The organism is Limnohabitans sp. Jir61, from assembly GCF_003063545.1.
In the GTDB taxonomy this organism is placed as follows: Bacteria; Pseudomonadota; Gammaproteobacteria; order Burkholderiales; family Burkholderiaceae_C; genus Limnohabitans.
On sequence record NZ_NESD01000001.1, the window covers coordinates 1,199,342 to 1,225,052 of the forward strand.

Below are 25,711 nucleotides of genomic sequence, written 5' to 3' on the forward strand. Positions count from 1 at the left end.
TAGTTATTTACCGAAATTCTCCTGAATCACCATCAAGGTTTCCACGCCGCCAATACCCACCTTCAGTTGTAATGGGAAGGCGCCGGGCGGAATAGTCGTAGCCACAAACGTTTTGGTACCCGGCTCATAGCGTAACCACTCTGGCAGTGGCTTGCCATCGACTTGTGTCACTTTCACTTCTGTATTAGCAACAGCAGGCACATGCGACTCAATTGAGAACGAGAAGCTACGACCGGGTGTTGCCACTTCAGATGAGACAGCGACTGAGATCACGCCAGTTTGGTTACCAGAAGCGGGTCGTGCGACAGAAATTGAAATGGAGCCATCGCCATTTGTTGCAGCTGCTGCAGACGCGCTGACTGCGACAGAACCTAACAATGGCGCGCTCACTTTGGCGGGTTGGACCACAGATGTTTCGACACGTACCACCAAGGTACCAGCATTTACCGCATTCATCAACTGCGGATGGTTGATCATCACCACGCCACCTTTGTAGAGGATAGAGCCAGACCACTGATTTTTCGGATTGAACAAATCAATCTTGGCATTGCCTGCATCAAAGTTTGAATTACCGCCTACTTTGATGGGGCCACTTTGAATGATGTCAAAGCCACCACTGTTCACATTCACTTTGGCGCCAAAAATGGATGTGCCTAAGTCAATCTTGCCGTGGCTATTGAGTACGGTGTCACCCACAGTCTTTACTTCACCCAAGGTCAATGGACCTGCGCTAGTCAAACTCAAGGTACCTGAGGTGTCCGCGGATACTGTTCCCACAAAGCTGTTAGCAGCATCGGTCAGCGTGACGTTGCCCGCGCTTGTGATGATGTTGCTTGTCCCACCCACGGTAAGCGGACCGACTTGCGTCACATCACCCGATGCCACGTTGGCCAACAAATTCCCCGTCACGGTGCTGGCGCCCAGTGTCAATGCTGTTGCCGTGTTCAGCGTGGCATTGATGGCATCCACCACCACGGGCTGCGCGAAGGTATTGGCTTGTGCCAAGATCACATCACCTTGCGCGGCAGTAAAGGTGCTTACACCTGCCACATTCAATGGACCTGTTTGCGTGATGTTGCCTGTAGCCGCTGTCACCGCCAACGTGCCCGTGACAGCACTGTTGCCCAGTACCAACCCGTTGCTACCCACCAATTCGACGCTGTTGGCTAGCAAACTGACTGCGCCACCAAACTGGTTGGGCACATTGGGCAAAGTCACGTTGCCTGTGCCTGCATTCAGCGTGCTGGTACCTGCAACTCGCAAAGCAGAATTAGGTGATGTGCTTTGCACGATGTTACCACCTTGCGTTTGCACCAACAGACTACCGCCCACATTGGCAGAGCCCAAGTCCACCAGTTGACCTTGTGTTGCAGCAGTCAGATTGCCCGTTACCGTGGCCTGTCCAAATGACACCGTGCCTGCTGTACTACTCATATCCAAACTACCCGTGATATTGGCACCACCCAAGTTCATGTTGCCCAAGCTTTGCAAGGTTAAGTCACCGCCAGTGATAAAAGCCGTACCCAAGTCAATCGAACCACTCGGCGCGCGCAAGGTCATGGGGCCGCTGTTGGTCACACTGGCCAATTGCAAATTACCGCTGGTCGCCACCGAGGTCGACACACCTTGTAAGCCCAAAGTGCCGCCAAACGAGTTCAATACGTTATCCAGTGTGATGGTGCCTGAGCCTGCTGTGACCGCTGTGTTGCCCGTCACCACAAACTGTCCAGTTTGTGTCACGTTACCGTTGGCACTTTGCACAATCAGATTACCCGATACAGTGGTTGCGCCCATCGTCACTGCGCCGCCGCGGCTGTTAACCATCACATTACCAGAGGCTGTGATGCTACTGCTGTTCAACGCTCCTTGCGTTTGCAAACTCACCGTACCCGCACTTTGCAAAGGTGCCAACGTCAAAGAGGTGTTGGTGATGACAGACACATTAGCCCAAGAACCTCCGTTGATTTGGTTGAGCGTCAGCACGCCTGAGAATGTATTGTTTGCACTCGTCAGCGCAGCCACTTGTAAGGCACCCGTGTCAGCAGTGAAGGTGGTTGTACCGCCCACATTCAAATTGCTGCCAGCCAATTGCGACACGCCACCAGCCTTCGTTGTGATGTGCAAATTGCCACCGACATCAATCGGTGCCAACACCTGAGTTGAGTTGCTCTGCAAATCTAGGTTGTAAGAAGCCGCTGCATCTGAAATATGGGTGAAGTGAAGGGTGTTAAGCGACGAAGTCAAGCTCGTATCGGCACCCAACGTGATGGCGGCGGCATAGGTTTGCCCCTGCGTGGTAGACACAACGCCGCCTGAATGCGTCGATGCGCCAGTCACAGAAAGGCTTCGCACGTTGACCGCACCCGCTAAGTCGGTCATGCCACTGGTATCCACCGTCAAGTCAAAACCACCATCAATAGCGCGGGCAAAGTGAATGGCTGCACCCATGCTGCTTGTCAGTGTCGTGTTAGCCCCTAAAGTCATGGCATCGTCGTAGCGTTGCGCACCCGTGGTGGTTACTGCGTTGCCGTTCATCAACACATGGCCACCCGCGTTGGTATGCAAACTACTCAAGCCACTCACAATGCCATCAAATCGTGTGTTGCCGATGGTGTTGATGATCAAGTCGTAAGCACCACCCAGGGTGCTAGCAAACACAATATCACCTGCATTTGTGCTGTCGAGTGTGGTGTGCGCACCCAAGCTCACGGCACCACTGTAGCTCTGGCCTAATGTGGTGCTGATGCTGCCACCATTGAGGTTGGTGTTACCCACCAAATGCAAATAGCCAGCGCCACTGACCGAATCGTCAAAGGTCACAGTCGTTGCGGTCAATGTGGTGTTACCCAACATATTGACCTTGTCGTGGTAAGTCTGTCCGCGCGTGGCCTGAACAGTCGTGCCATTGATTTCTAATTTGCCGCCCCCGCTGACTGTGATGTCGCGCAACGTACTACCCACTGCTACACCCACAGCGCCATTCCATCGGGTTACTCCACTACTGACAATCGTCAAGTCCCGGGTACCGTTCAAGGTAGAACCAAACGTTAAATCAACACCTGAAAAAATAGCATCGCCTATCCAACTCACAGCACCGCTGTAGTTTTGTGAATGCCCAAATGTGTTGGTAGCTGAAGACGCTCGGATGAAGGGGGCCAGAACGGAAAAATCTGCATCGCCCATCACCTCGCCGTCAAAGGTAACTTGAGATGCAGTGAGGATGGTAGAAACATCTAAATTCACGCGACCGCCATATGTTTGGGAGTGCGAATGTGTATTCACAACTCCTCCCATGAGGAACGACTCAGCCTGCAGATTTAAATCATGGTCGCCATCCACGGCACCCATGAAATAAATCTGAGAACCCGTCAGCGTGGCATTTTGTCCAAACGCAAAATTATTGACATAAGTTTGTCTATGCGTCCCTGTGTTTAGGGTTGCACCGCCAAATGTCATGTCACCTATCACGTAGAGTTCATGATCTCCACTGACATTTCCAGCGATGGTCACACTTGATCCCGTCAGTGCAGTGTCCGCTCCCAAAGTCAATGTACCGTTGTAACTCTGGGCATGATTCACAGTATTCACATTGCTGGCATTAATGACCGTATTACCTTCAATGTGAAGTGAGTAATCTCCGCCAAGTCCATTACCGATCGTCACTGTAGTGGCTGTCAGCGTTGTGTTGTCACCCAATGTAATCATGCCACTGTAGTTTTGCGATTTGCCTGAAGTCGTGACCATACGTCCATTGATAAAGGCATCACCAACAATGTTTAAATCATGCGGACCACTCACCACATCTGCAAAAGTCACTTGAGACGCCGTCAATGTCGTGTCCGCGCCTAAGGTCACAGTACCGCTGTAGTTTTGAATGGCGCCTGTTGTCGTGATTTGGCTTGCATTGATGATGGCATTGCCCACCACGCTCAAACCACTACTGCTTGTGACATTTCCACCCAAGCTCACCGTTGAACCGGTCAATGTTGTGTCTTGACCCAACGTGACTGCGCCGCTATAGCTTTGTGCTTTGCCTGTGGTCGTCACACTGCCGCCATTGATTGCGGTGTTACCCAACACGCTCAGGCTATGTGCGCCACTCACCAGATCTGCAAACGTCACTTGAGACGCCGTCAATGTCGTGTCCGCGCCTAAGGTCACAGTACCGCTGTAGTTTTGATTGGCGCCTGTTGTCGTGACTTGGCTTGCATTGATGATGGCATTGCCCACCACGCTCAAACCACTACTGCTTGTGACATTTCCACCCAAGCTCACCGTTGAACCGGTCAGTGTGGTGGCCTGGCCCAACGCCACCGTACCGCTGTAGGTTTGTGCAAACCCTGTGGTCGTCACACTGCCGCCGTTGATTGCGGTGTTACCCAACACGCTCAGGCTATGTGCGCCACTCACCACATCTGCAAAAGTCACTTGAGACGCCGTCAATGTCGTGTCTGCACCCAAGGTCAAAACTTCACCATAAATCTGTGCACCTGTCGTGATCACAGTTGCACCGTTGATCTCCACCGTGCCATTGGCATTGGTTTGCAGGCTTGTCACTTGTACTGGTGCAGAGAAGCGTGTGATGCCACCGCTGTTCACCGTCACATCGCTGATGAATCCATTGCTGCCACCTAACGCACCTCCGAATATCACATTGCCTGCACCTGAGTCCACCGTCAGTGTGCGTGGGCTTGTCGCGCCCTGTACGGTTGAACCAAAACTCACACCTACACCTGTCAATGTCGTGTTCTGACCCAACGTGACTGCGCCGCTATAGCTTTGTGCTTTGCCTGTGGTCGTCACACTGCCGCCATTGATTGCGGTATTACCCAACACACTCAGGCTATATGGGCCACTCACCACATCTGCAAACGTCACTTGAGATGCCGTCAATGTCGTGTCTGCACCCAAGGTCAAAACTTCCCCATAAATCTGTGTACCTGTCGTGATCACAGTTGCACCGTTGATCTCCACCGTGCCATTGGCATTGGTTTGCAGGCTTGTCACTTGTACTGGTGCAGAGAAGCGTGTGATGCCACCGCTGTTCACCGTCACATCGCTGATGAATCCATTGCTGCCACCTAACGCACCTCCGAATATCACATTGCCTTCACCTGAGTCCACCGTCAGTGTGCGTGGGCTTGTCGTGCCCTGTACGGTTGAACCAAAACTCACACCTACACCTGTCAATGTCGTGTCTTGACCCAAGGTGACTGCGCCGCTATAGCTTTGTGCTTTGCCTGTGGTCGTCACACTGCCGCCATTGATTGCGGTGTTACCCAACACGCTCAGGCTATGTGCGCCACTCACCACATCTGCAAACGTCACTTGGGATGCCGTCAATGTCGTGTCTGCGCCTAAGGTCACAGTGCCGCTGTAGTTTTGATTGGCGCCTGTTGTCGTGACTTGGCTTGCATTGATGATGGCATTGCCCACCACGCTCAAACCACTACTGCTTGTGACATTTCCACTTAAGGTCACCGTTGAACCGGTCAATGTCGTGTCTTGACCCAACGTGACTGCACCGCTATAGCTTTGTGCAAACCCTGGGGTCGTCACACTGCCGCCATTGATTGCACTGTTACCTGTCACGCTGAAAGCATAATTTCCAGAGACAGGTGCATTCAATGTCAACAATGAAGCGCTCACCGAGCTTGTACCGCTCAAGCCAATCGGGTGTCCTGTATTGCCTAACGTGATAGATCCACTGCTTACGAGGTTGCCTGATAAATCAATACCAATAGGCGCCATGGCTGTCATGCCACCTGTAAACGCGAAGTTGTCGCCGCCATTGCCCAAGGTCAGCACACCTGTGTTGTTGAAAATACTCGAAGCCGTAAATGCATTACTGGCGCCGGTCATGCTCACGCTGTAGGGTTTTGCATATGTGATCAAAGACGCTGTTTGCAAATTACCAACAAATGAATAACTTGCGGCATTGGTCAATGTCATTACATTCACGCCAGTCATTGACGCCATCACATTCACAAGGCCACCTGTACCTGCATTAAGCGTGACTGAATAACCTGAAGCAGCGACTTCTTTTTCAAATGTGATGTTGGCACCAGCCTGCAAGGCTCCGTTGTTCGTCGTGTCAAATGTGGTGTCGTTCGTCAACTGCACTGCACCGTGGAAAACGATGGAATGATCACTGCTGGTGCGCACCAAACCTCCGCCTAATGTGGTCGTGCCAACGCTGTTCACTTCAAAATGCAAGGGGGCTGTGACATCACCAATCGCGCCGGCAAACACAGCATTACCTGAATCATTCACTACCAAACGATAAGGGCCGTTGATAGAACTACCAAAATTGATATTCTGCCCCGTGACTGCTGCATCCACTAACAAAATAATAGGTGCGTTATAGGTTTGTGTGCCGCTGGTGCTCACGCTAATCAACGGCAACGCAGCAGCTTTGAGGCTTAAATCATGCGCACGCAAAACCGACATTTGACCTGCAAAGGTATTACCCGTGTTATTCAACACAATGTCTGCATCTGCTTCGTCCGTTTGTGCAGATAGGCTTGTGGTGCTGCTGGCATTCATTGATGTGCCAGCAGCCTGGGTGATCGCGCCGCCTGTGCTGGTGATGCTCAATGCCCCTGTGCTGCTGAAATTACCCAACACCACGCCCGCATTGCTGCTGCCAATATTGCTAGAGCCTGCCACACTCAAGCTACCCGCACTGCCTTGGGTAAAACCTGCAGTGGTACTGAAGTTACCGCCCACAGTGGTGGCGCCACCTGTTTGTGTGAAGGTACCCAAATTCACATTTCCAGTGGTTCGCAAGGTGCCATCGCTTTGAATCAGGGTGGCACCTGCCGCACTAAGGCTGGTGAGTTGCACCATACCAAGTTCGGGCGTCACACTGGGTACGCTGGTGTAGTTGGTAGCGATGTTGTTGAAATTGACGGTCGTACCTGCGGGGATCACAACCGCAGCCACGTTTGACAAATCGGGCACTGCGTTGCCAGACCAGTTGATCGGATTGAGCCAATCACCCGAAGTACCGCCTACCCATGTGACCGATGCCAAACGGTTCACCGTCGCAGAAGTACTACCCATGGCCGCCACGGTGTAGTTGCTTGCGTCAATGCGTCCAACTGCAGGGTCGCTCAAACTCACACCCGTCACGCTGATCGGCTTAGCGATACCCACGTTCTTGTTGTTGAAATTGGCAGTCCAATTGATGTCCAACTGATCACCTGACACACGATCATCACTCGTCGTGACCGCAGCAACCGTTGTGCCGTTGTAGTCACGACTCACGCCTGTGTAGGACACAGTCAATGTGCGCGGTGTGATGCTGGCCACACCTGTGGCCTGCGTTGGCAAGATGTAATTGCTAAGCGTGGTGCCACTATTTTCTACATAGTCAGTGACTGCCAAATTGGCCAAAGCACTGCTGGCTTGCATCACGTTGCGGCTGTTATAGGTACCAGCAGCTTGTCTGATGCTCGTGCCTTCACTCACACCACCTGTGCTGATGAAACCAGTGAATACATAGTTGCTGTTGTTCAACACCGCATTCGTGTCTCCGTCATACACCTTGGTGATGCTGCCAACCAAACCGACACTCAAAGATTTGGGGATCACTTTGGCTGTGGTTGTACCAGTTGCGAGCACGGTGTAGTTGGCTGCATCAATGCTGCTGACACCCGATGGATCTGTCAGGCTCACGCTTGTCACGTTCACAGTTTTAGTGGTCACGTTGCTACCGTCATAACGAGCAATACCAGCTGTGTATGCCACGTCTGAATTCACAAACGCCGCAGTGCGATTGATGGTGAACACATCACCACTCACTCGGTTGTCAGTGGTAGTGACCGTGGCTACAGTGCTACCGTCGTAAATGCGATCGACACCTGTGTAGCTCACACTCAAAGCGCGTGGTGTGATGTTGGCTGTTGTATTGCCTGTAGCCACCACGCTGTAGTTGTTGGCATCGGTATTGGTCAAGTACACACCACTCACGCTAACGGCTTTACCGTTACCTACGTTCTTGTCTGCAAACGCTGCAGTTGCGTTGATCGTTAACACGTCATTGGTCACGCGATCATCCGAAGTGTTCACCGTAGCCACTGTGCCACCGTCGTATATGCGGTTGATGCCGGTGTAATACACATTCAGAACCCGTGGTGTGATGTTGGCAGTTGTTGTGCCTGTCGCTGCAACCGTGTAGTTGGTCGCATCGATGGTATTGACACCTGCTGGATTGCTGAGGCTCACACCCGTGACACTGATGGTTTTGGTGTTGGCCGCATCTTTATCGGCAAAACTGCTCGTGCGAATGATGTCAAACACATCACCCGTCACACGATCATCGCTGGCAACGACCGTCGCCATCCTGCCACCGTCGTACACGCGGTTGTTGCCTGTGTATGTCACATTCAATAAGCGCGGCGTGATGGTTGCGGTGGTCGTGTCAGCACTTGGCACGCTGTAGTTGATGGCATCTGCGCCTGAGAGACTCACGCCTGTCACATTGACGGTCTTGGTCATGACATTGCCACTGCCGTCAAATGCCACGTTTTTATCGGTGAATGCCGTTGTTCGATTGATGTTAATGGTGTCGCCTACAACACGTGTATCGGTGGTGGTGACGGTTGTTGATGTGTTGCCGTCGTACACCTTGTTGGTACCGAAATACCTGATGGTCAAGGCTTGAGGCGTTACCTCACCATTGGTACCACTACCCGTGCTGCCATTGATCAAGTAGTAGTTGCCGATGTCTGCACCGTCTAAACGAAGATTCGTTAGGTTGTAGGGTTTGTTAGCGCTGCCCGTGACGTTTTTATCAACATAGCGGCCATCACCTAACACGTCAACCAAATCAGTTGCATACCCAGTGACTGGAGTAACTAGGCCTACTGGAGAAAGTTGCAAACTGCTCATCACAGTGTTGCCGTCATAAACCTTAGACAAGCCTGCGGCGTTAACTGTCAAACCTTTGGCGTTGACTTGATAGGCACCCACCACATTGATGTGGTTATCAAAGTCATCTGTGCTTCGGCTCACCATCGTGGCACCTAACAGGTAACTACCCACTGTCAAATGATGTGCAGAACTCAAATTGCCATTCACTGCACCTAAATTAAATAAACCTGTCGTAGCGCCATTGGCATCTACCACCGTGACCTGTGAGCCGCTCACACTCACAAAGCCCTGCCCTGTCAAATCAGTAATCGCTAAAGACTGGCCATTCACAGCAGCCTGTGTCATGAACTTGGCGCTGCTCACCACATAAGTTGGCGTGTCACCATAGGTGGTGGTCACGTTATTTACACGCACCAGCAATTGGCCCACTGGCACGATGGTGTAGTTGCCATTCACAGGTGTGATGGTGTAGTTATTGGCAGTTACCGTAGAGGGCACCAATGAACCTGCGTAGCTACCAGAAGGGTCAGCAGCGTCTAAACCAGTCAACGCAGTGCGGTCGCGCGAAACACTTGGCACAGCCGACAAACCTGCAGTAGCCGCAGTTTGCCCACCGACAAACCCGCTGTAGCGCACACCTGCATAACCAGGCGTGTCAGACTCTGAATAAAATTTGGCATCGTCATTGGCAGTGATGGTCAGCAGTGCTGGTGTGATGATGCCACTGCCATTGGTCCACACTAGGCGGTAGTTGCCTGCGCGTGAACCACTCAAGGCCACTGTGCCCTGTTGCACCAAACGTGTATTGCCAGTTGCTGGCACGTTAGCGCTGTCAAACACAGCAACACCGCTGATGGATAAGCCACCAACACGCGCTATGTCGGTAGCCAATACTGCTGCGTTTGCGCTACTCAAACTGCCGTAACCCACATTACCTGTGGGCATGGCAGTGGTCGCGTCATACACCTTCGACACGCCAGTGGTGTTACCACTGAGAGCCACATCCAAAGGCGCGATGTTGGCAGTCGCGCTAGTTTGGTTGGTGATGGTGTAGTTGCGTACATCATTACCCGTGTAGCTGCTACTCAGCGTTACTGTTTTGCCATTAGACACATTTTCGTCGCTGAACAAACCCGTTGCAGCCACTGTCACATCATCACCAGAGACCAAGCCTGTTTTATTGGCAGTCAAGACATTCTGCAACGTGGCGCTTCTATCTCCGTCATAAGTTTTAGACAAAGCAGTGATGCCGCTGATGACCAAGTCCTTCGGCGTGATATTTGCGGCGCTGCTTGTTTGGTCAGTGATGGCGTAGTTATTGAGATCATTACCCGTGTAGGTATTGGTTAGCGTCACGCCTTTGGCAGTGCCGACGTACTTATCAGCGAAAGTACCAACGCTCGTCAAAACACTCAAACCATCGCCAACCAGCTTGCCTGTGAACGCTACCGTGCTGGTGTTCACAGTAGCAGCAGTGCTGCCGTCATACACACGGCTATTGGCTTGAAGACCAGAAACTGTCACAGCTTTTTGTGTGATCTTGGCACTTGCTGTTGCTTGGCTGATGATGGTGTAGTTGGCCACATCAGCCCCACCATAGCTGCTGACCAAGTTGACAGTTTTTAAAGCTGCGGCATTGTTGACCCAATTGACATTTTTAGTATCAAAGGTACCCGTGGCAGACAACGTGAGTACATCACCCGACACCATGCCATTGAACCTTGCGTTGTTCAAATCTAGTGTTGCAAGGGTATTACCGTCGTAAACCTTATCGTTCGCGGCAATACGATCAACATTGATGCTGAGAGGCGTGATGTTTGCCGTGGTCGAAGGATTTGCAACGATCGCGTAGTTATTAGCAGCACTACCCGTCAATCCCAGACTAGAAGCCAACACCGTCACGGCTTTGCCATTGGCCACTTGCTTGGTGGCAAACGAGGCACTAGCCACTGCAGGTGTAACCAAGGTCACTACATCACCACTCACCACACCTGTTAATGAGCCATAAGTTTGAATCGTGGCTGTTAAACCACCGTCGTAGACCTTGTTGTTAGCAACCAAGCCTGTCAACGTCAACGATTTGGGTGTGATGTGTGCTGTAGCACTGGTTTGAGGCGTGATGGCGTAATTCCCCACATCACCGCCCGCATAATTAAATGCACTCAAGGCCACCGAGTTGGCTTGCAGCACATTGGCATTGTTGAATGTGCCAGTGGCTGCTGTAACGGCAAACGCATCCCCGGTCACCAAACCTGTGTAAATTGCATTGCCAAAGTTCAAGCCCGTGTTGGTGGTGTTGCCGTCATACACCTTGTCGTTGGCGGTGATGCCTGAGATCGTCAGTGCTTTTTGTGTGATGGTGCCGTTCGTACCGTTGAGCATATTGCCGCTACTGGCTGTGCTCAAAACATAATTGATTGCATCTGTGCCCGTCAGGTTTAAACCTGTCAGTGTGTAGGTCTTGTTTGCATTGCCTACAGTTTTGCCGTTGGTGTAGCTGCCAGCACCGTTGAGGCTCACCACATCACCTGCCATCAAACCGGTAGGTGTGTACGAGAAGGCTGCAATATTGGTAGTGCCGTCATACACACGGTTAATGATGGGCGCTGGTGTGATGGTTTTAGCAGTCACGGTTTGACTACCCAACACGGTGATGGTGTTGTTGAAGTTCACAGCGTTCACGGTACTGATGCTGGTGCCACTGATTTGGTAGCTGCCCACATTCAAATACCCCGAGGTGGCGTAAATACCACCCGTCGGTGTAATGGTGAAAGTGGCCGATGCGTTGCCTGTGTCCGTCACAGTCACGACACCCAAGGCTGACACAGAAGCCCGGCTGATCAAATCCACGATGCCGCCACTACCAGGCACGCCTGCCACCACTGGCAACATGTACTTGGCTTCACTCACGGTGTATGTGGGTGCGCTGCCGTACGTACGGTCAGGTGTGCTGACGCGCACCAAAAGCTGATTGGCGCCTACGATGGTGTACTTGCCATTCACATAAGTGAAGTCGTAGTTGATAGCAGCAGCCCCGGTCGCACGCATGACGCCTGTATAAACACCCGCCACGTTGTCTGCACCACTGTTGAAGCGTGACACGGTAGGTGCCGTGGTCAAACTTGCCGCTGTGTCATTGCCTGCAAAGCCTGCGTAACTGATGCCGTTATAGGTGGCTACATCACTTTGGCCTGCAAACTTGGCGTCGTCGTTTGCAGTGATGGTCAACATCTTTTTGGTGATGCTGCCCAACAATCCTGTAGGTGCTGTCAGCGTGTAGTCGCTGGCAGCGCTGTTGTTGGTGCTGCTGGTAATTACAAATCTGCTGGTCGCTGTGACAGCCTTAGCTGTGCCAACCGTGGCGTTGTTAAACACACCTGTTTGTGTGAGTGAGAGCACGTCACCACTGACCACACCATTTAAGCTGCCGCCGCTCAAGGTGGCAGCAGTGCCTGCGTCGTACACCTTGGCGTCGACCACGGTGTTATCTACAGTCAAAACCTTAGCAGTGATCGTGACCGGTGCATTCGTGGCATTCAATGTGGGCGCAGCATAGTTACTGGCCAACCCACCCGTACCATCGGCCAAGGTGATGCTGCTGATGTATTTGCTGAATGTGCCAGCGTGTGCATCATTTGCCGCAGCGCTGCTGATGCTCAGGCCCTCGCCCGCAACGCCTGTACCAATCGTCACCTGCCCTGCTGTAAGTGCTGCAGTGCCATCGTATGTTTTAGAAGCCGACAGCGTGACTGCCTTAGGTGTGATGTGCGCTGTAGCTGGTGACTGCACGATGAGTGTGTAGTTGGCAGCTTGTGCACCAGTCAGACTTAAACCCGAGAAGGTCACGCTGTTGGCCTCGGCCACATTCTTGCTATTGAACGTGCCCACAATGGTAGGTGTGGGTGGGCCTGTGATGCTGATAGCGTCACCTGCATACCACTTGCCATCGTTTGCACTGCCCGCCCCTGCTGCCACGCTGCCAGTAAATACAGGTGTGCCCACCACTGTGGCGGTGGTGTTGCCGTCGTACACCTTGTCATTCGCGCTCAAGCCTGTCATGGTGATGGACTTGGGGGTGATGTTGGCGATCAGCCCTGTAGGCTGTGTGAGGCTGTAGTTGCTGGCCTGTGGGCCGCTGAGCGAGTCAGCCGCTGTCACACTGATGCCATTGGCGACATTCTTGCTGGTGAAGCTACCGGCTTGCACCAAGCTCACCGTGTCACCGTTAATCACACCGCCTACGGCAAACGTGCCACCGCTCAGCGTGGCCACCAAGCCACCGTCGTACACCTTGCTGGCCGCGGTGGTGCCTGTGACCGTCAACGCTTTGGGCGTGACCGTTACCGTACCAGGTGTGTTGTAAGTCACGGTGTAGCCCGTGCGTGCTGTACCTGGTGCGACAGTGATGGCATATGGCCCACCATTCACACTGGCTGTGCTGGCAAAACCGCTAGACGCAGCCGTAGGCAATGCGCTGAACACATCAGTCAAGGTAGGCAGTGTGAACACACTGCCACCGCTTGCACTGCTGCTGAGGCTCAACACATCGGCAGAGGTGAGCGTGTTGCCATACACCTTGGTACCACTGGCGGCCACTGCCACCGTGGGCGTGGTGGAAAACACATAGCGCTTACCCGTCACCGCCACAGCGGATGGCGCTTGCGACGCATAGGTTTGGCCCCACACCGGTGCGTTGGCGCTGTTCAAACCACCGTCGGTCACCAGCGCGGTAGGCGATGTGAGGTACACCAACCAACGGCCACTGGTACCCGTGGTGGTGAGCGCAGAAGCCCCTGCACTGTTGATGAAGTTGCCACCGGCGGCCAAAGCGATGTAGTCATCGGTTTGTGTATCGGTGATGGTGGCACCTGAGTTGAGAGTGAGGTTGCCGCCCGTCAGCAGTGTGACGTTGTCCACAAACGTGTTAGTTCCGCCTACGGTGATGGCGCCTGCGTCAGACGCGCCCAACACGATGGAACTGAAGCCGTCTTTGAACACCGATGTACCACTGAACAAACTGTTGGCCAAGCTCAAAGTACCTGAGCCTGAGCCCACACCGATCGTGGCACCTGTGGTGGCGGGCTTGAGCACCAAGCTGCCTGTGCCGTACACACTGGTAGTTCCCAATGCAAACGACAAGCTATCGGCACTCAGGGTAATCGTGCCTGAGGTGAGCGTACTGCCGTTCTTACCAAGGGTGATGCTGCCGTTGTTATTCAAAATACCCGTGGCTGCGCTTGCACCCATGCCAGTGAGGTTGATGGCCCCAGTGGTTGAATACACATTCAATCCACCACCATCCAAAGCAATGCCGGCTTTGAGGCGCGATGTGCCTGTGCCAGCTGTACCGATGAGGTTGATGGCCCCGTTGGCCGTGCTAATGGTATTGGCCGTGCCATTGGTGTAGAAGTTGATACCGACTGAATGCGTGTCGATGTCATAGTTCACGCCCCCTACACCGTTGACAGTGATAGCACCGTCACCGTTGGTTGTGAGCGTGGTGCCACCGTTGTAGCCCACCATGTCAACGCCAATCGCATAGAAATTGGGCACGCCGTTGTTCCAGTCTGCACCTTGCCAGCCTTTACCTTTGATAGAAATATTGCCGCCCGAGGTGGTGCCTCCAGCATTCAAAGTCACCGCATTCAAAAACACACCTTTGTATTTGGTGCCATCGACAAGACCTGTGACGTTTGAAGTGGGGGTGCCCACCGCATAGTCAGTGCCGTTGATACCACCACCCATCGTGATGTTGCCGCCGCCACTCAGCACGGTCATGCGGTCCAGGTCAATCGAGCCACCCGCGCCTGTGACGTTAGAGTTAAACAAGATGGGGCCACCCGCCGTTTGCACCGTCAGGCCTGTGGCCGTGGTGTTGATGTTGGTGGTGGCGTACAGCGAAATGCGGCTGTTAAGCCCTGTGCTGCTCAAGCCTGCGCCCAAGTAAATATTGCCTGCATACACATTGATAGGTCCAGCAATGCTGGTGTTGCTACCAATCGTCACCGTGTCAGTGTGTGCAGTGGTACCCGTGTCTTTACCAATCGTTAAGCCACTCACATCTGAACTCAGACTAAAACCCGTGATAGGCCATGACAACGCGCTGCTGAAAGAAGTTGAGCTCGGTTGCAAAGTCACTGTGCCGATGGTGCTCGTGTTAACGCCGGTGCTTGGCAAAAGCTTGTCGCCTATCAGCGTGATGTTGGCGGTGGACGTCGTCACCAAACTACCAGCGCACGTCGCCACAGCGCACCGGCCTATGGGGGTGACTGCTAATGTGTAGCCACCTCCTACGTAGGTGGCAAATGAAATACCTGTCGTGCCACCATCAAAAACAATCGGGCCACTAGCGGACAAGAAACCCGTGCCGTTGGTGCTGATACCCTCAAACGTTCCTCCAATGCCGGTGATGCTTATGCCCCCTGCACCGGTGGCTTGAATGAGGCTTCGACCTTGCGTTGTGGTGTTGTTATAAAAACCAAAAAACACGCCTAATCCAGTGCCTTGACCATAGAAGCTAATGGCAGGTGTACTGGCACTGCCGCCACCTGCAACGACAGAAATGGGTGAGGCCTCGGGTAGGTCAAAACCGTAACCATTAGTCGAAATAGCAGACAAGCTGATAGTGCCAGCACCCGCATTGAGCTGCATGCCTGTGCCCCAGAAAGCAGTGGAGCCAGTCGATTTGCCGCGCATCAAGATATTGCCGCCACCCGAATAGATAGAGGCTGTGTTCAAGTCGATGCCACGCGTACTAGACGAAATCGCATAGCCATCGGGTATGCCGTCGTTCGCTACACCACCGTTGGTGCCGTCATCAGGGCCACCTGCCAAAGTGATGTTCCCGCCACCAGTCAACGTGGTGCTGGCAGCACTGACACCACCACGGCCCGTATTGGTGCGAGAGTCAATCACGGCTGTGGTGCCCACAGAGATGTAGCCATTACCACCCGAAGCGCTATTGGCCCAGTAGGTGATGTCGCCGCCATTGGTTTTCACTGTCGTGTTGGCAGCTTGACTGATAGAGCCCGAGGCTTTGACCAATATTCCTGAACCTGACCCAGTAGATGTTATCGACTGGTTGATGGCGATGTCACCACCGTACAGTTTGATCGGGCCTGCTGCCGTGATGGCACTAGCCAAAGTGATGTTGGCCGTGTTGGTGGTTTTGCCAATCCGAACACTTGAAGAACCACCTGAAATGGCCAAAGATGAAGCATCTAAAGCATCTGTAAATATGGTGCCAACTGATTCAACGACCACATTGCCCGAAGTAACCGCATTTATTCTGTTGACACCTTCAGCCACAAAGCCAACTTTGTCAGACTGAATCGTGATGTTTGAGGAACTGGCGGTTGACGTGCCAGACAGCACGGTCGTTCCATCGCTTCCGTAGTAATGCGGCCCAGTGCTGTTGGCTCTCAAGTACATGCCGTAGTAAGAGCCCGTTGTGCCTGCAGGCTGAATGTCTTTCAAGGTAATAGCACCGCTGGCAGAAAGAATGCTGAGAGCTGAGGTTTGTGCCACGATGCCGCGTGAGTTGCCATTGAGTTTGCCCGCAGTACCGGTCAGTGTGATCGCGCCGTTTTCTGTCTGAATCAGACCAGTACCGGCTGTGGCCGTATTTAAACCAATGGCCCAGACGTCTGTACCAGCGCCATTGCCGTTGTTAGAACCATCACTTGTGATCGTGATAGTGCCAGCACCTCTGGTTTTGATGCTCGCGTTATCGAGCTCAACAAGCCTGTCATAGCCACCCGAAGTGCCCGTGGTGGCATAGCTGGCAGTCATAGACACATTGCCACCTGCAGCATTGAGGGTGGCTTTGTTTGCGGATGTACCCGAGAGATAAATGCCGAAATCTTGTACAGAGGTCCAAGGGCTGTTGGTCAATGCGTAGGAGATGTTTGCGCCGTTTGTGTTGACGTCAACCCCAGCCGCCTGAACGATTTGCGTGCCTTGCAGCAAGATGCCACTACCCGTGGTGGCGCCAGTTGTTACGTCAGCATTAAGCGTAATTTTTCCGCCATAGATCGAAATAGGACCCGCGATGTCGACAGCACGATCAACAGTGATGGCTGCTGTATTGAGGGTTTTACCAATAGTCAAACCAGTCACACCAGAACTCAATGTGAAGGTAGATGACAAAGTTTGCGCAGTAGCAAAGCTATTACTAGCATCCAACGAATAAATGCCCACCGTACCTGTGGTGTTCACGGCTGTGGTGCCATAGCCAATTCGGTCTGCCTTGAGCGTGATCGCGCTGCTGGACGTCAGCACATTGCTACCCGCCTTGAAACCCAACGTGACGTTACCGAAATTGATACCCACATTAGCGGTGTCGTTGGTGCCAACAATATTGATGGGACCCGACTTGGCCAAGATGCTGCCACCCAAGGTTGTCGCCACATCAACACCGGTTGCTGTACCAGATGAGCCCGAAATGCTGATGCCACCACCAGTGCCCGTGGCTTCCATGCTGCCGGAGAAGTTGATACCCAAGCTGCTGTTGGTGCCATTCACCCCAGAGGCATCACCCACGATGGAGATAGCTTCTGCCGTGGTGTTTGCTGAGCGCAGGGTAAAACCCGAACCGTAATTAGAAACGGCTTGTGCGTTGATACCTCCTGAGCCCGTAGCTTTACCCGCGATAGAAATTTTTCCTGTCCCAGAATCGACGATGACGCCACCACCCATGACACCAAACGATATGACAGAGGTTGCCCCCCCCCAGTTTTGACCTCGCAATGTGATGTCACCACCGCCAGAAGACAGAGTGGTGCCCGACTGCAAGTTCACACCTGAGATGTAGAGGTCATAAGTGGGCTCTGTCACCGTATCTTTTGTGGCTTCGCCGATGGCATAGCCTGTGGTGATGTCCGTGCCGCCACCCAGTTTGATGGCACCGCCGCCGGTGGTGATCGACGAGTTTGTCAGCATCTGGGTATAACCCGTGCCGTTGCCATCGCTATCAGCCCAAAACGTCACAGCACCACCATTGGTGGTGATGCTCTTGCCACTGGCCAACGAAATATTGCCCCGCCCTTTCAACATCACCGCACTGGCCGTGGCGGCAGTGGATGTGTTGAGGTTTTGGTTAACTGTGATGGCCCCGCCATAAATACTGATGGGGCCTGCAATGCCAATGGCTGTGTTGAGTGTGATGTTGGCTGTGTTGGTGCTGCTTCCCAACGTCAAACTAGTGATGGAGTTGGTGTACGAGTAATTCGCCGTATAAGCACTGCTAAAAGTACTGCTCGCTAATGGCTGCACCACCACAGGGCCCATCACGTCAAAACCGCTGGTGCTGGTTGGGGTGTTATTGGTGAAAGTGACGCCCGTGCTGAGGGATTTGGTAAGGCCCGTGTAACTGGCTACACCGGTTACCGTGAGGAACCCAGCGCCACTGTTCGTCAAACTGCTACCAGCACCAGAGATGTTGCCAGTGAGGGTGTAAGCGTTGCTGGTGTTGAGGTTGAGGTTGCTCAAACCCGAGGTGTTAGAGCTGAACGCCAAAGTGCCAGCACCGGAGACCACCTTAAGCGTGGTGCCTGCTGTGCGGGTGGCGTTGGCAAGTGCATGGCGAATGATGACCACACCATTAGCAGCTTGTGCATTTCCATAACCTGCCGCGCCACCACCATATCCATATTGCCCTGCAGACACTGATGTGTTGTATGTCGCACCTACGCCATAAGTCACATTCGAGCCAGAAATACTCGAGGAGACGCCTGCCCCACCTAAATAACTGTTGGCATCACCCCCAGCGCCACCGCCGCCGCCGCCAACGTTGATGATGCCGCCACTTGCACCACCAGAGCCACCAGTTCTTACCGTACCTGTGCCACCTGACTGGCCGTTGCCTGTATTAGAGCCCGCACCGCCACCGCCGCCACCTGCGGCATATGCCGCACCGCCCGTACCTACGTTGCCACGGTCAGCGTTGTAGTTACCACCATAACCGCCACCGCCAACCAAAATTGAACCAAAGCTTGAGTCTGCGCCTTGAACATGCGATCCACCGCCTGCTCCGACTGTCAGGTTGGTGAATGGGCCGCTTATGGAAGTAGTGCCAGTGGCCACACCGCCGCCGCCGCCATCACCACCCGTATAGTAGCCAGGCCAACTGCCACCCCCACCACCGCCACCGCCAACAACTAAGTAATCAACAGATGACACACCATACGGCGTGTAGTATGTGTCAGCACCTGTGGTGGTGAATTGATAGAGTAAATAATTTGAGCCACTGATGCCACTCACACTCAAATTGCTGCCCGTGGCCGACTTACTCTTATTTAAGCTCAAGGTCGCATAGTCAGCCAGTGTGCCGATGTACCCTGAGACAGTACCGCCGGTCAACGTGATGTTGCCCCCACCAGAGTCAAAAGTCAGCGGAGTTGCGACTGGATCGGAACTTAGGTTGGCCACCTGAACATTGCCTGTCACGCTGATGGCGTTCGCCACTGTCGTCACGTTGCCAGCCAAATAAATTGTGCCAGCGCTCAGAGTCACACCACCAGCAGCACTGATGGTTGATCCCACACCTGTGGCGTAGTTCGTGCCCATGACAAAACTATATGCAGCACCAGCCGTACCGCTGAAAGAACCAGTTGTGGACACATTCCCTGCAACCACTACATCGCCTGAGCCTTGCAAGAGCAAATTACTACCACTTCTAGATATCAAATCGCCACCGACATACAAGCTACCGCCATAAACGCTGATGGGGCCGGCAACACTCAATGAATAGGGCAATGCAATATTGGCTGTATTACCCGACTTGCCCAAAGTTAGGCCAGTCAAAGTGCTGGGTAAAGCGTAACTAGGATTAAACGCGGTGGTGAAGCTGGTTGTGGGCTCAATTGTCAATGCGCCCGTGCCACTGATGCTGCTGGTGCTGGGCAAGACATTATTGGTAAAGGTCAAGCTACTGGGGGTTGCTGTAGATGACAAGCTGGTAGCCCCCGCATAGGTTGCACCACCTGTTAACGCAAGGCTTCCCGACTCCACCTTCAACGCACCAGAACCGCTGAACAAACCTGAATAGCTCAACGCACCGCTGCGATTAAATATGAGCGTGCCATTGTTAATTACTGCAGCCGTTGTAGCGCCTAGCGAACCAGCAGCGCCTGAGCCGACTTGTAAAGTGCCAGCACTGAGCGTGGTGCTACCTGCATAAGAGTTATTGGCTGTGAAGGTGAACTTGCCGCCAGCTGAAGGGTTAAGAACAAATGATCCCGTGCCGCCAATGACACCGCTGAATGTGGCGGCCAATGGATTGAGTGTGAGTGTGTTGGCGCCTGTTGTGGTGAACGTATGCAGGGTGTAGCCGACCGCCAAGCCTGTGCCTGCGGTTTCTGTTCCACCCGTGGCCGCATCTCCGCCCATGTAGCGAACAACCACAAGGCCCGAGCCACCTGCAGCACCGGGTGTTCGATAGCCAGTGCCATCACCTGCACTTGATGGTAAGTAACTGGCCGTGCCCGCACCGCCACCGCCACCCGTATTGGCTCTGCCCGCCGCAGCCCAAGCCGTGGGTACATCGTTAGCTATGGTTGTGCCTGCACCGCCACCGCCAGCGCCACCAGCGCCACCAGTAAATACGCCTGAGTTGGTGAACGTCACGCCGCCGCCGCCGCCGCCGCCGTAATTGGTTAAAGTGCCTGTGATGTTAGAAGTTGGGCCAGTGCCACCACTTAAACCTGTGTTGCCTGCAGTGCCAGCGCCACCTGCACCGCCGTTGCTAGTGGACTGATTGCCAGAGCCGCCAGCCCCACCTGGTCCATTTGGATAGACAGTGCCGCCCGAACCACCCGTGGCGATATCGGTTGTAGAACCGAAATTCAGCCTTGAGTCACCTCCTGCAGTAGCACCAGCACCTGCCCATGCCCCAGCAGTGCCACCGCCGCCCACTGTGGCGGTCAGAGCCAAAGCCGCGCCAATGTCGATGCCTGTTTTACTTACGATGGCACCACCTCCACCGCCACCACCCCCATCACTGCCACCACCGCCACCGCCGCCGACCACGAGGTAGTCAATCTTGTTGTCATACGCAACAGTCACCGCGCCATTGAGGGTGATGTTGTTGGTCAGGCCAGTGATGGTTCGTCCCAGCAACAACGTGGTGTTGTTTTCAGCTATCAACGCACCAGGGCTGATGGCCGCCATGTTGTAAATGCCCAAAGTGCCGCCACTGACCGTGGTGCTACCTGTGTAGGCGTTGGCGTTCATCAACGAAATCTTGCCGCCCGTGGCGTTATTGACCATCGAGCCAGCGCCACCAATCGTGCCGCTGAGCATGACATTTAAAGCGTTGAGTGAAATGCTTCCAGAACCGGCACTCGTAAAGCTGTGCAAGGTATATCCGCTAGCTGCGTCTGAACCCGAAGTGACAGTACCGCCTGAACCGGCAGCGCTACCGAGGTAGCGAACCACAACAAGACCCGAGCCACCAGCACCGCCATAACTGTTGATGTATGCGGCGCCACCACCTGAACCACCGCCACCGCCACCGGTGTTTGCTTGGGCGGACTCACCCCTACTTGTTGAGCCGGTGGTTGTAGATGTCGTTTTCGTAAAGGGCGTTCCGTCACCGCCACCGCCTAAACCACCTGCACCGCCAATGGCACCGTAGACGTTGGCAGTATCACCGTGTATGCCGCCGCCGCCGCCGCCACCGTAGTAAGTGAGGGTGCCGGTGATGGATGAGGACAAGCCATTGCCACCTGCACCACCAATAGCACCGGCAGTCACATTCGGAGTTTCGACTCCATTACCGCCCTGACCACCTGCACCGCCACCGCCACCAGCGGCGTGAGGGCTTGTTCCATTTCCGCTACCGCCCGAGTACCCCTGATTGGCTGTACCACTGCCACCGGCTACCGGTGAACCACTGCCACCGCCTCCTGAAGAGACCGCTGTACTGGAGTTGACATTGACCGCTTGGGAAGACCACGAGGCACCGACACCACCACCCAGAGCATTGATGGTGTTCAGTGTGGTGGACGACAGCGACGAGCTACCACCGTTAGAACCTGGGACAAACACTTGAGATGTGGGATAACTTGCACCCGAACCACCGCTACCCACGGTGACCGCAAAAGTGGTGTCGCTCAATGTGTCGACACTGTTTGTAAATACCCCGCCGCCGCCGCCGCCGCCGCCAACCCAAGCGCCGCCGCCACCGCCACCGCCAACGACGAGATAGTCGATCGATGAGTCAAGGTCAAACGTCACGCTGCCCGTGAGCGTCATATTGTTGGCAAAGTTGTTAACGCTACGACCAAACAAAAGAGTTGTGCCGTTTGCCGCGATAAGCGATCCAGCACTTGCAGCGGTGTTGTTATAAATACCTAGAGTGCCGCTGTTAAGTGTGGTGGTACCTGCATATGTATTGGCGCTGGTGAGCGAAAACTTGCCGCCAGCGGCATTAGCCACCATCGACCCAGAGCCACCAATGGCACCACTCAGCACAACATTCAAAGGATTGAGTGCAAGCGTTCCACCAGATGTAAATGTGTGTAGGGTGTAGCCCGATGCTGTGCCAGATCCAGAACTAATGGTGCCCCCAGCCCCGGCGCTGCCACCCAAGTAGCGGACCACAACCACACCTGCTGCACCTGCACCGCCATTGGTAGCACTTGAGCCTGAGGCTCCCATACCGCCACCGCCACCCGAACCAGTATTGGCCGCACCAGCGATACCTGCTGTGCCGTAAAGGCCACCGTTACCACCGACCCCCGAGCCACCTGAACCCCCTGCAAAACCGCCACCACCACCGCCTGCAGCATAGAAAGCACTGCTGCCTGAGATGCTATTTGCAAGGCCTAAACCGCCTGCTCCGCCGTTACCTAACGTGCCTGAACTTACAAAGTTAGAGCCTGGACCGCCGGCACCGCCGCCACCGCCAGCCGCCGCATCAGAAGATGATGCACTGCTGGCTGATCCACCCGAGTTTCCTTGGGTTCCAGTAGCACCTGCGCGATATGCAGCAGTAGCACTAATTGCACCGCCGCCACCAGAAGCACCAGTTGTTGGCGCACCAGAGTAAGTTCCGCCACCGCCACCGCCTGATGCGCTGATGTTGTTAAACGTTGAGGTGCCTCCCGTGCCGCCAATGCTTGTGTTGGCGACACCTGCCGTGCCCGCTGCACCAACATTAATGCTGAATGTGGTCACATCAAGAAGGTCAGAACCCCCCGACTGCACTTCGCCGCCACCGCCACCGCCACCGCCGGACTGAGGAGCCTTACCACCGCCACCCCCACCGCCACCACCAACAACTAGGTAGTCCACCGCAGTGTCAAGGTCAAACGTAACGCTGCCGTTTAGGGTGATGCTGTTAGCAAAATTTGTCACGCTGCGACCAAACAGCAGCGTGGTGCCACCAGCACCGACAAGAGTGCCAGAGCCAAGAGCTGAGTTGTCGTAAATGCCTAAGGTACCTGAGCTGACCGTGCTGCCACCGCTATAAGTATTGACATTGGTCAGCGAGGTGTTGCCAGAGCCAACTTGGGTGATGCTGCCTCCGCCCGAAATGAGGTTGCTCACAACATAGGTGTTGCTGCGTTTGAAAGAAAGTATTCCGTTATCGACCACGTTGCCCGTGCCCAAAGTACCGGTGGTGCCGCCTGTGCCTATTTGCAAGGTACCAGCACTGATGGTGGTCACCCCAGTGTGGGTGTTGTTCGCCATCAAAGATAACAAACCGCCCGCGCCACCGTTGTAGGTCAGACCCAAAGCACCCGTGAGGGTGCCTGTGATTTGACTTGCCGCATGGGTCGAATTAACGACAAGGCTGCCCAAGTCACTTGCGCCACCAGTGAGGTTGAATTTGCCTGAGCCCGCATTGATGGTGAGCGTTTTAGCTGCATTGTTAACAAACACGGCAGCACCCGCTTTACCGTTACCGCCGCCCATGGTTTGACCGGCTACGGCACCATAGCCGCCACCACCACCACCACCATAGTTAGTAGCGCTGCCACCAACCACGTTCAAACCGAAATTTGTGCCAGAGGACGCACCTGCTCCTGCGCCAGTGCCTGCAACACCACCGCCGGTTGTGCCGACACCGGCTGCGTAACCATAACCAGAGCCACCACCACCACCACTGCCATAGGTATAAGCTGTACCTGAATAGAGTGAAGATGTGATGCCAGCACCGCCAGTACCACCTGCCGAGTTCCAACCGCCAGCACCACCACCGCCATTGGTGCCGCTGGCACTTGTTCCAACGCCGCCGCCTGAGCCTGCGCCCGAATTGCCGCCGCTTCCACCAGCGCTGCTACCTGCGGCACCACCAAAACCGCCAACAGCAGTGACTGTGGTAATGCCTGTCCCACTCAATTGCGATGTGCCGCCGCCAGAACCTGCGCCCCCAGTAGTTGCGCCATTGCCACCACTACCAAGGCTGAGGCTGTAGGAGGTTGATGCGCTAAATGTTTGTGATGATGCGGTGACTTGACCGCCGCCACCTCCGCCACCACCGTTGCTGCAACCACAAGCAACCACACCGCCGCCGCCGCCGCCACCAACCAACAGGTAGTTGAGCGTTTGCGCGGTAGGTACCGTAAAGGTGTAGTTTGTGCCGTTCCAGTAAAGCAGCATGTCGCCCACCATCACGCCGCTAGACGTGGCAATGCCAGTAAAGCCCAAAGATGACTCGTAGGCACCACCCGAAGCAAGCCTGACCGAGTTGAGCGCGTAAATGTTGCCGGTTACCGTCACATCACCGTTGTTAGAGGTGAGCGCAACCGTGTTGCCCCCCACATAAACGTTGCCGTTGTAGGTTTGTAAGCCCGTGGTGGTGACGTTGGCCGCTAACGAAATGGTTCTGGCCGTTAAGCTGAGTGAAGAGCTAGTTGTGATGGCTCCTGCCACCAGTAAATCATTAGTGGACGTGTTGAGTGACACCGCTCCCGATGCACTGATACCGCTTGAATTGACTGTCAAAGCCTGGCTATTTGACAGCGTGAGTGCACTTACGTTGCTGGCTTGGATGTTCGTAATGTAATTATTTGCAGTCGTGAGGGTCACGCTAGGTGGGTTTGCGTACGTAGTCGCACCAGACAAATTGGACTTGCCTAGTATGAGAGTTTTGGCATAAATAGAACCTGATGCGTTTTGCTCGACTGTCGTTCCTGCTAACAGCTCCAATGTGCCACTGGGCAAATTAATTTTGTCGGCTATCCATATGGAGCTACCGGCTTGCAACGAGAGTTTGTTCGTCGTGTTTGAGTTGGTGTAATAGTTCGCAGTTCCTTGCGTACTCCAACCACCTGCATCAATCGAATTTGTTGCAACAACACTGACGTTGCCGCTGCCCAAGGCGCTAACGATAGTGTCTGTTCTAACGACGCTGGTACCACCGCCATAGGAGGTCGTGTCGAAGCCTGAAACCTTCACAGTGCCTGACAGCGTAGGCTGTAGCGCCGTATAGGTGGTGGTGTTACCAGAGACCGAATCGGTGTAGTTGTAGCCCGTCCATGATGGGTCTCGAATCCAAATATCGTAGGGGTCTAACAGCCAAAGACCGTCTTGGCCTAGGGTTGCTTTTGAGGAAACGTGAATGTTGTTAAAGCTCAGTACATGCCCAGAAGTTTCGACCCGGCCACCGTTACCCTCATTCACACCACCTTTGGCGTAGATGCTGCCGTCCACGACAGTCATCGAGTTGGCGTTGTGTACATCGCTCCACAACACCACCTCGCCGCCGTTCCCGTTGTCTGTGGCACTGGCGTCAATGGTGCTATCAGCGCTCATGGTCACGGTGGTGGCGTGGCGCAGCGGGCCGCTGCCCTGCCAGCCGCCGCCTATCCACACGGTGCCGCCTGCG

General features: G+C 54.2%; 1 protein-coding gene (only partly in view). It reads right to left on the minus strand.

The window, feature by feature from the left end; translation table 11 throughout:
- Window positions 1-3 precede the first annotated feature (3 nt).
- Window positions 4-25,711: the 3' portion of a YDG domain-containing protein gene (locus tag B9Z35_RS12960; RefSeq protein WP_158268119.1), read on the minus strand. The gene runs 1,556 nt beyond the window's last position; only the last 25,708 of its 27,264 coding nucleotides appear in the window; its start codon lies off the right edge, out of view — the gene reads right to left on this strand; it ends in the stop codon at window positions 4-6.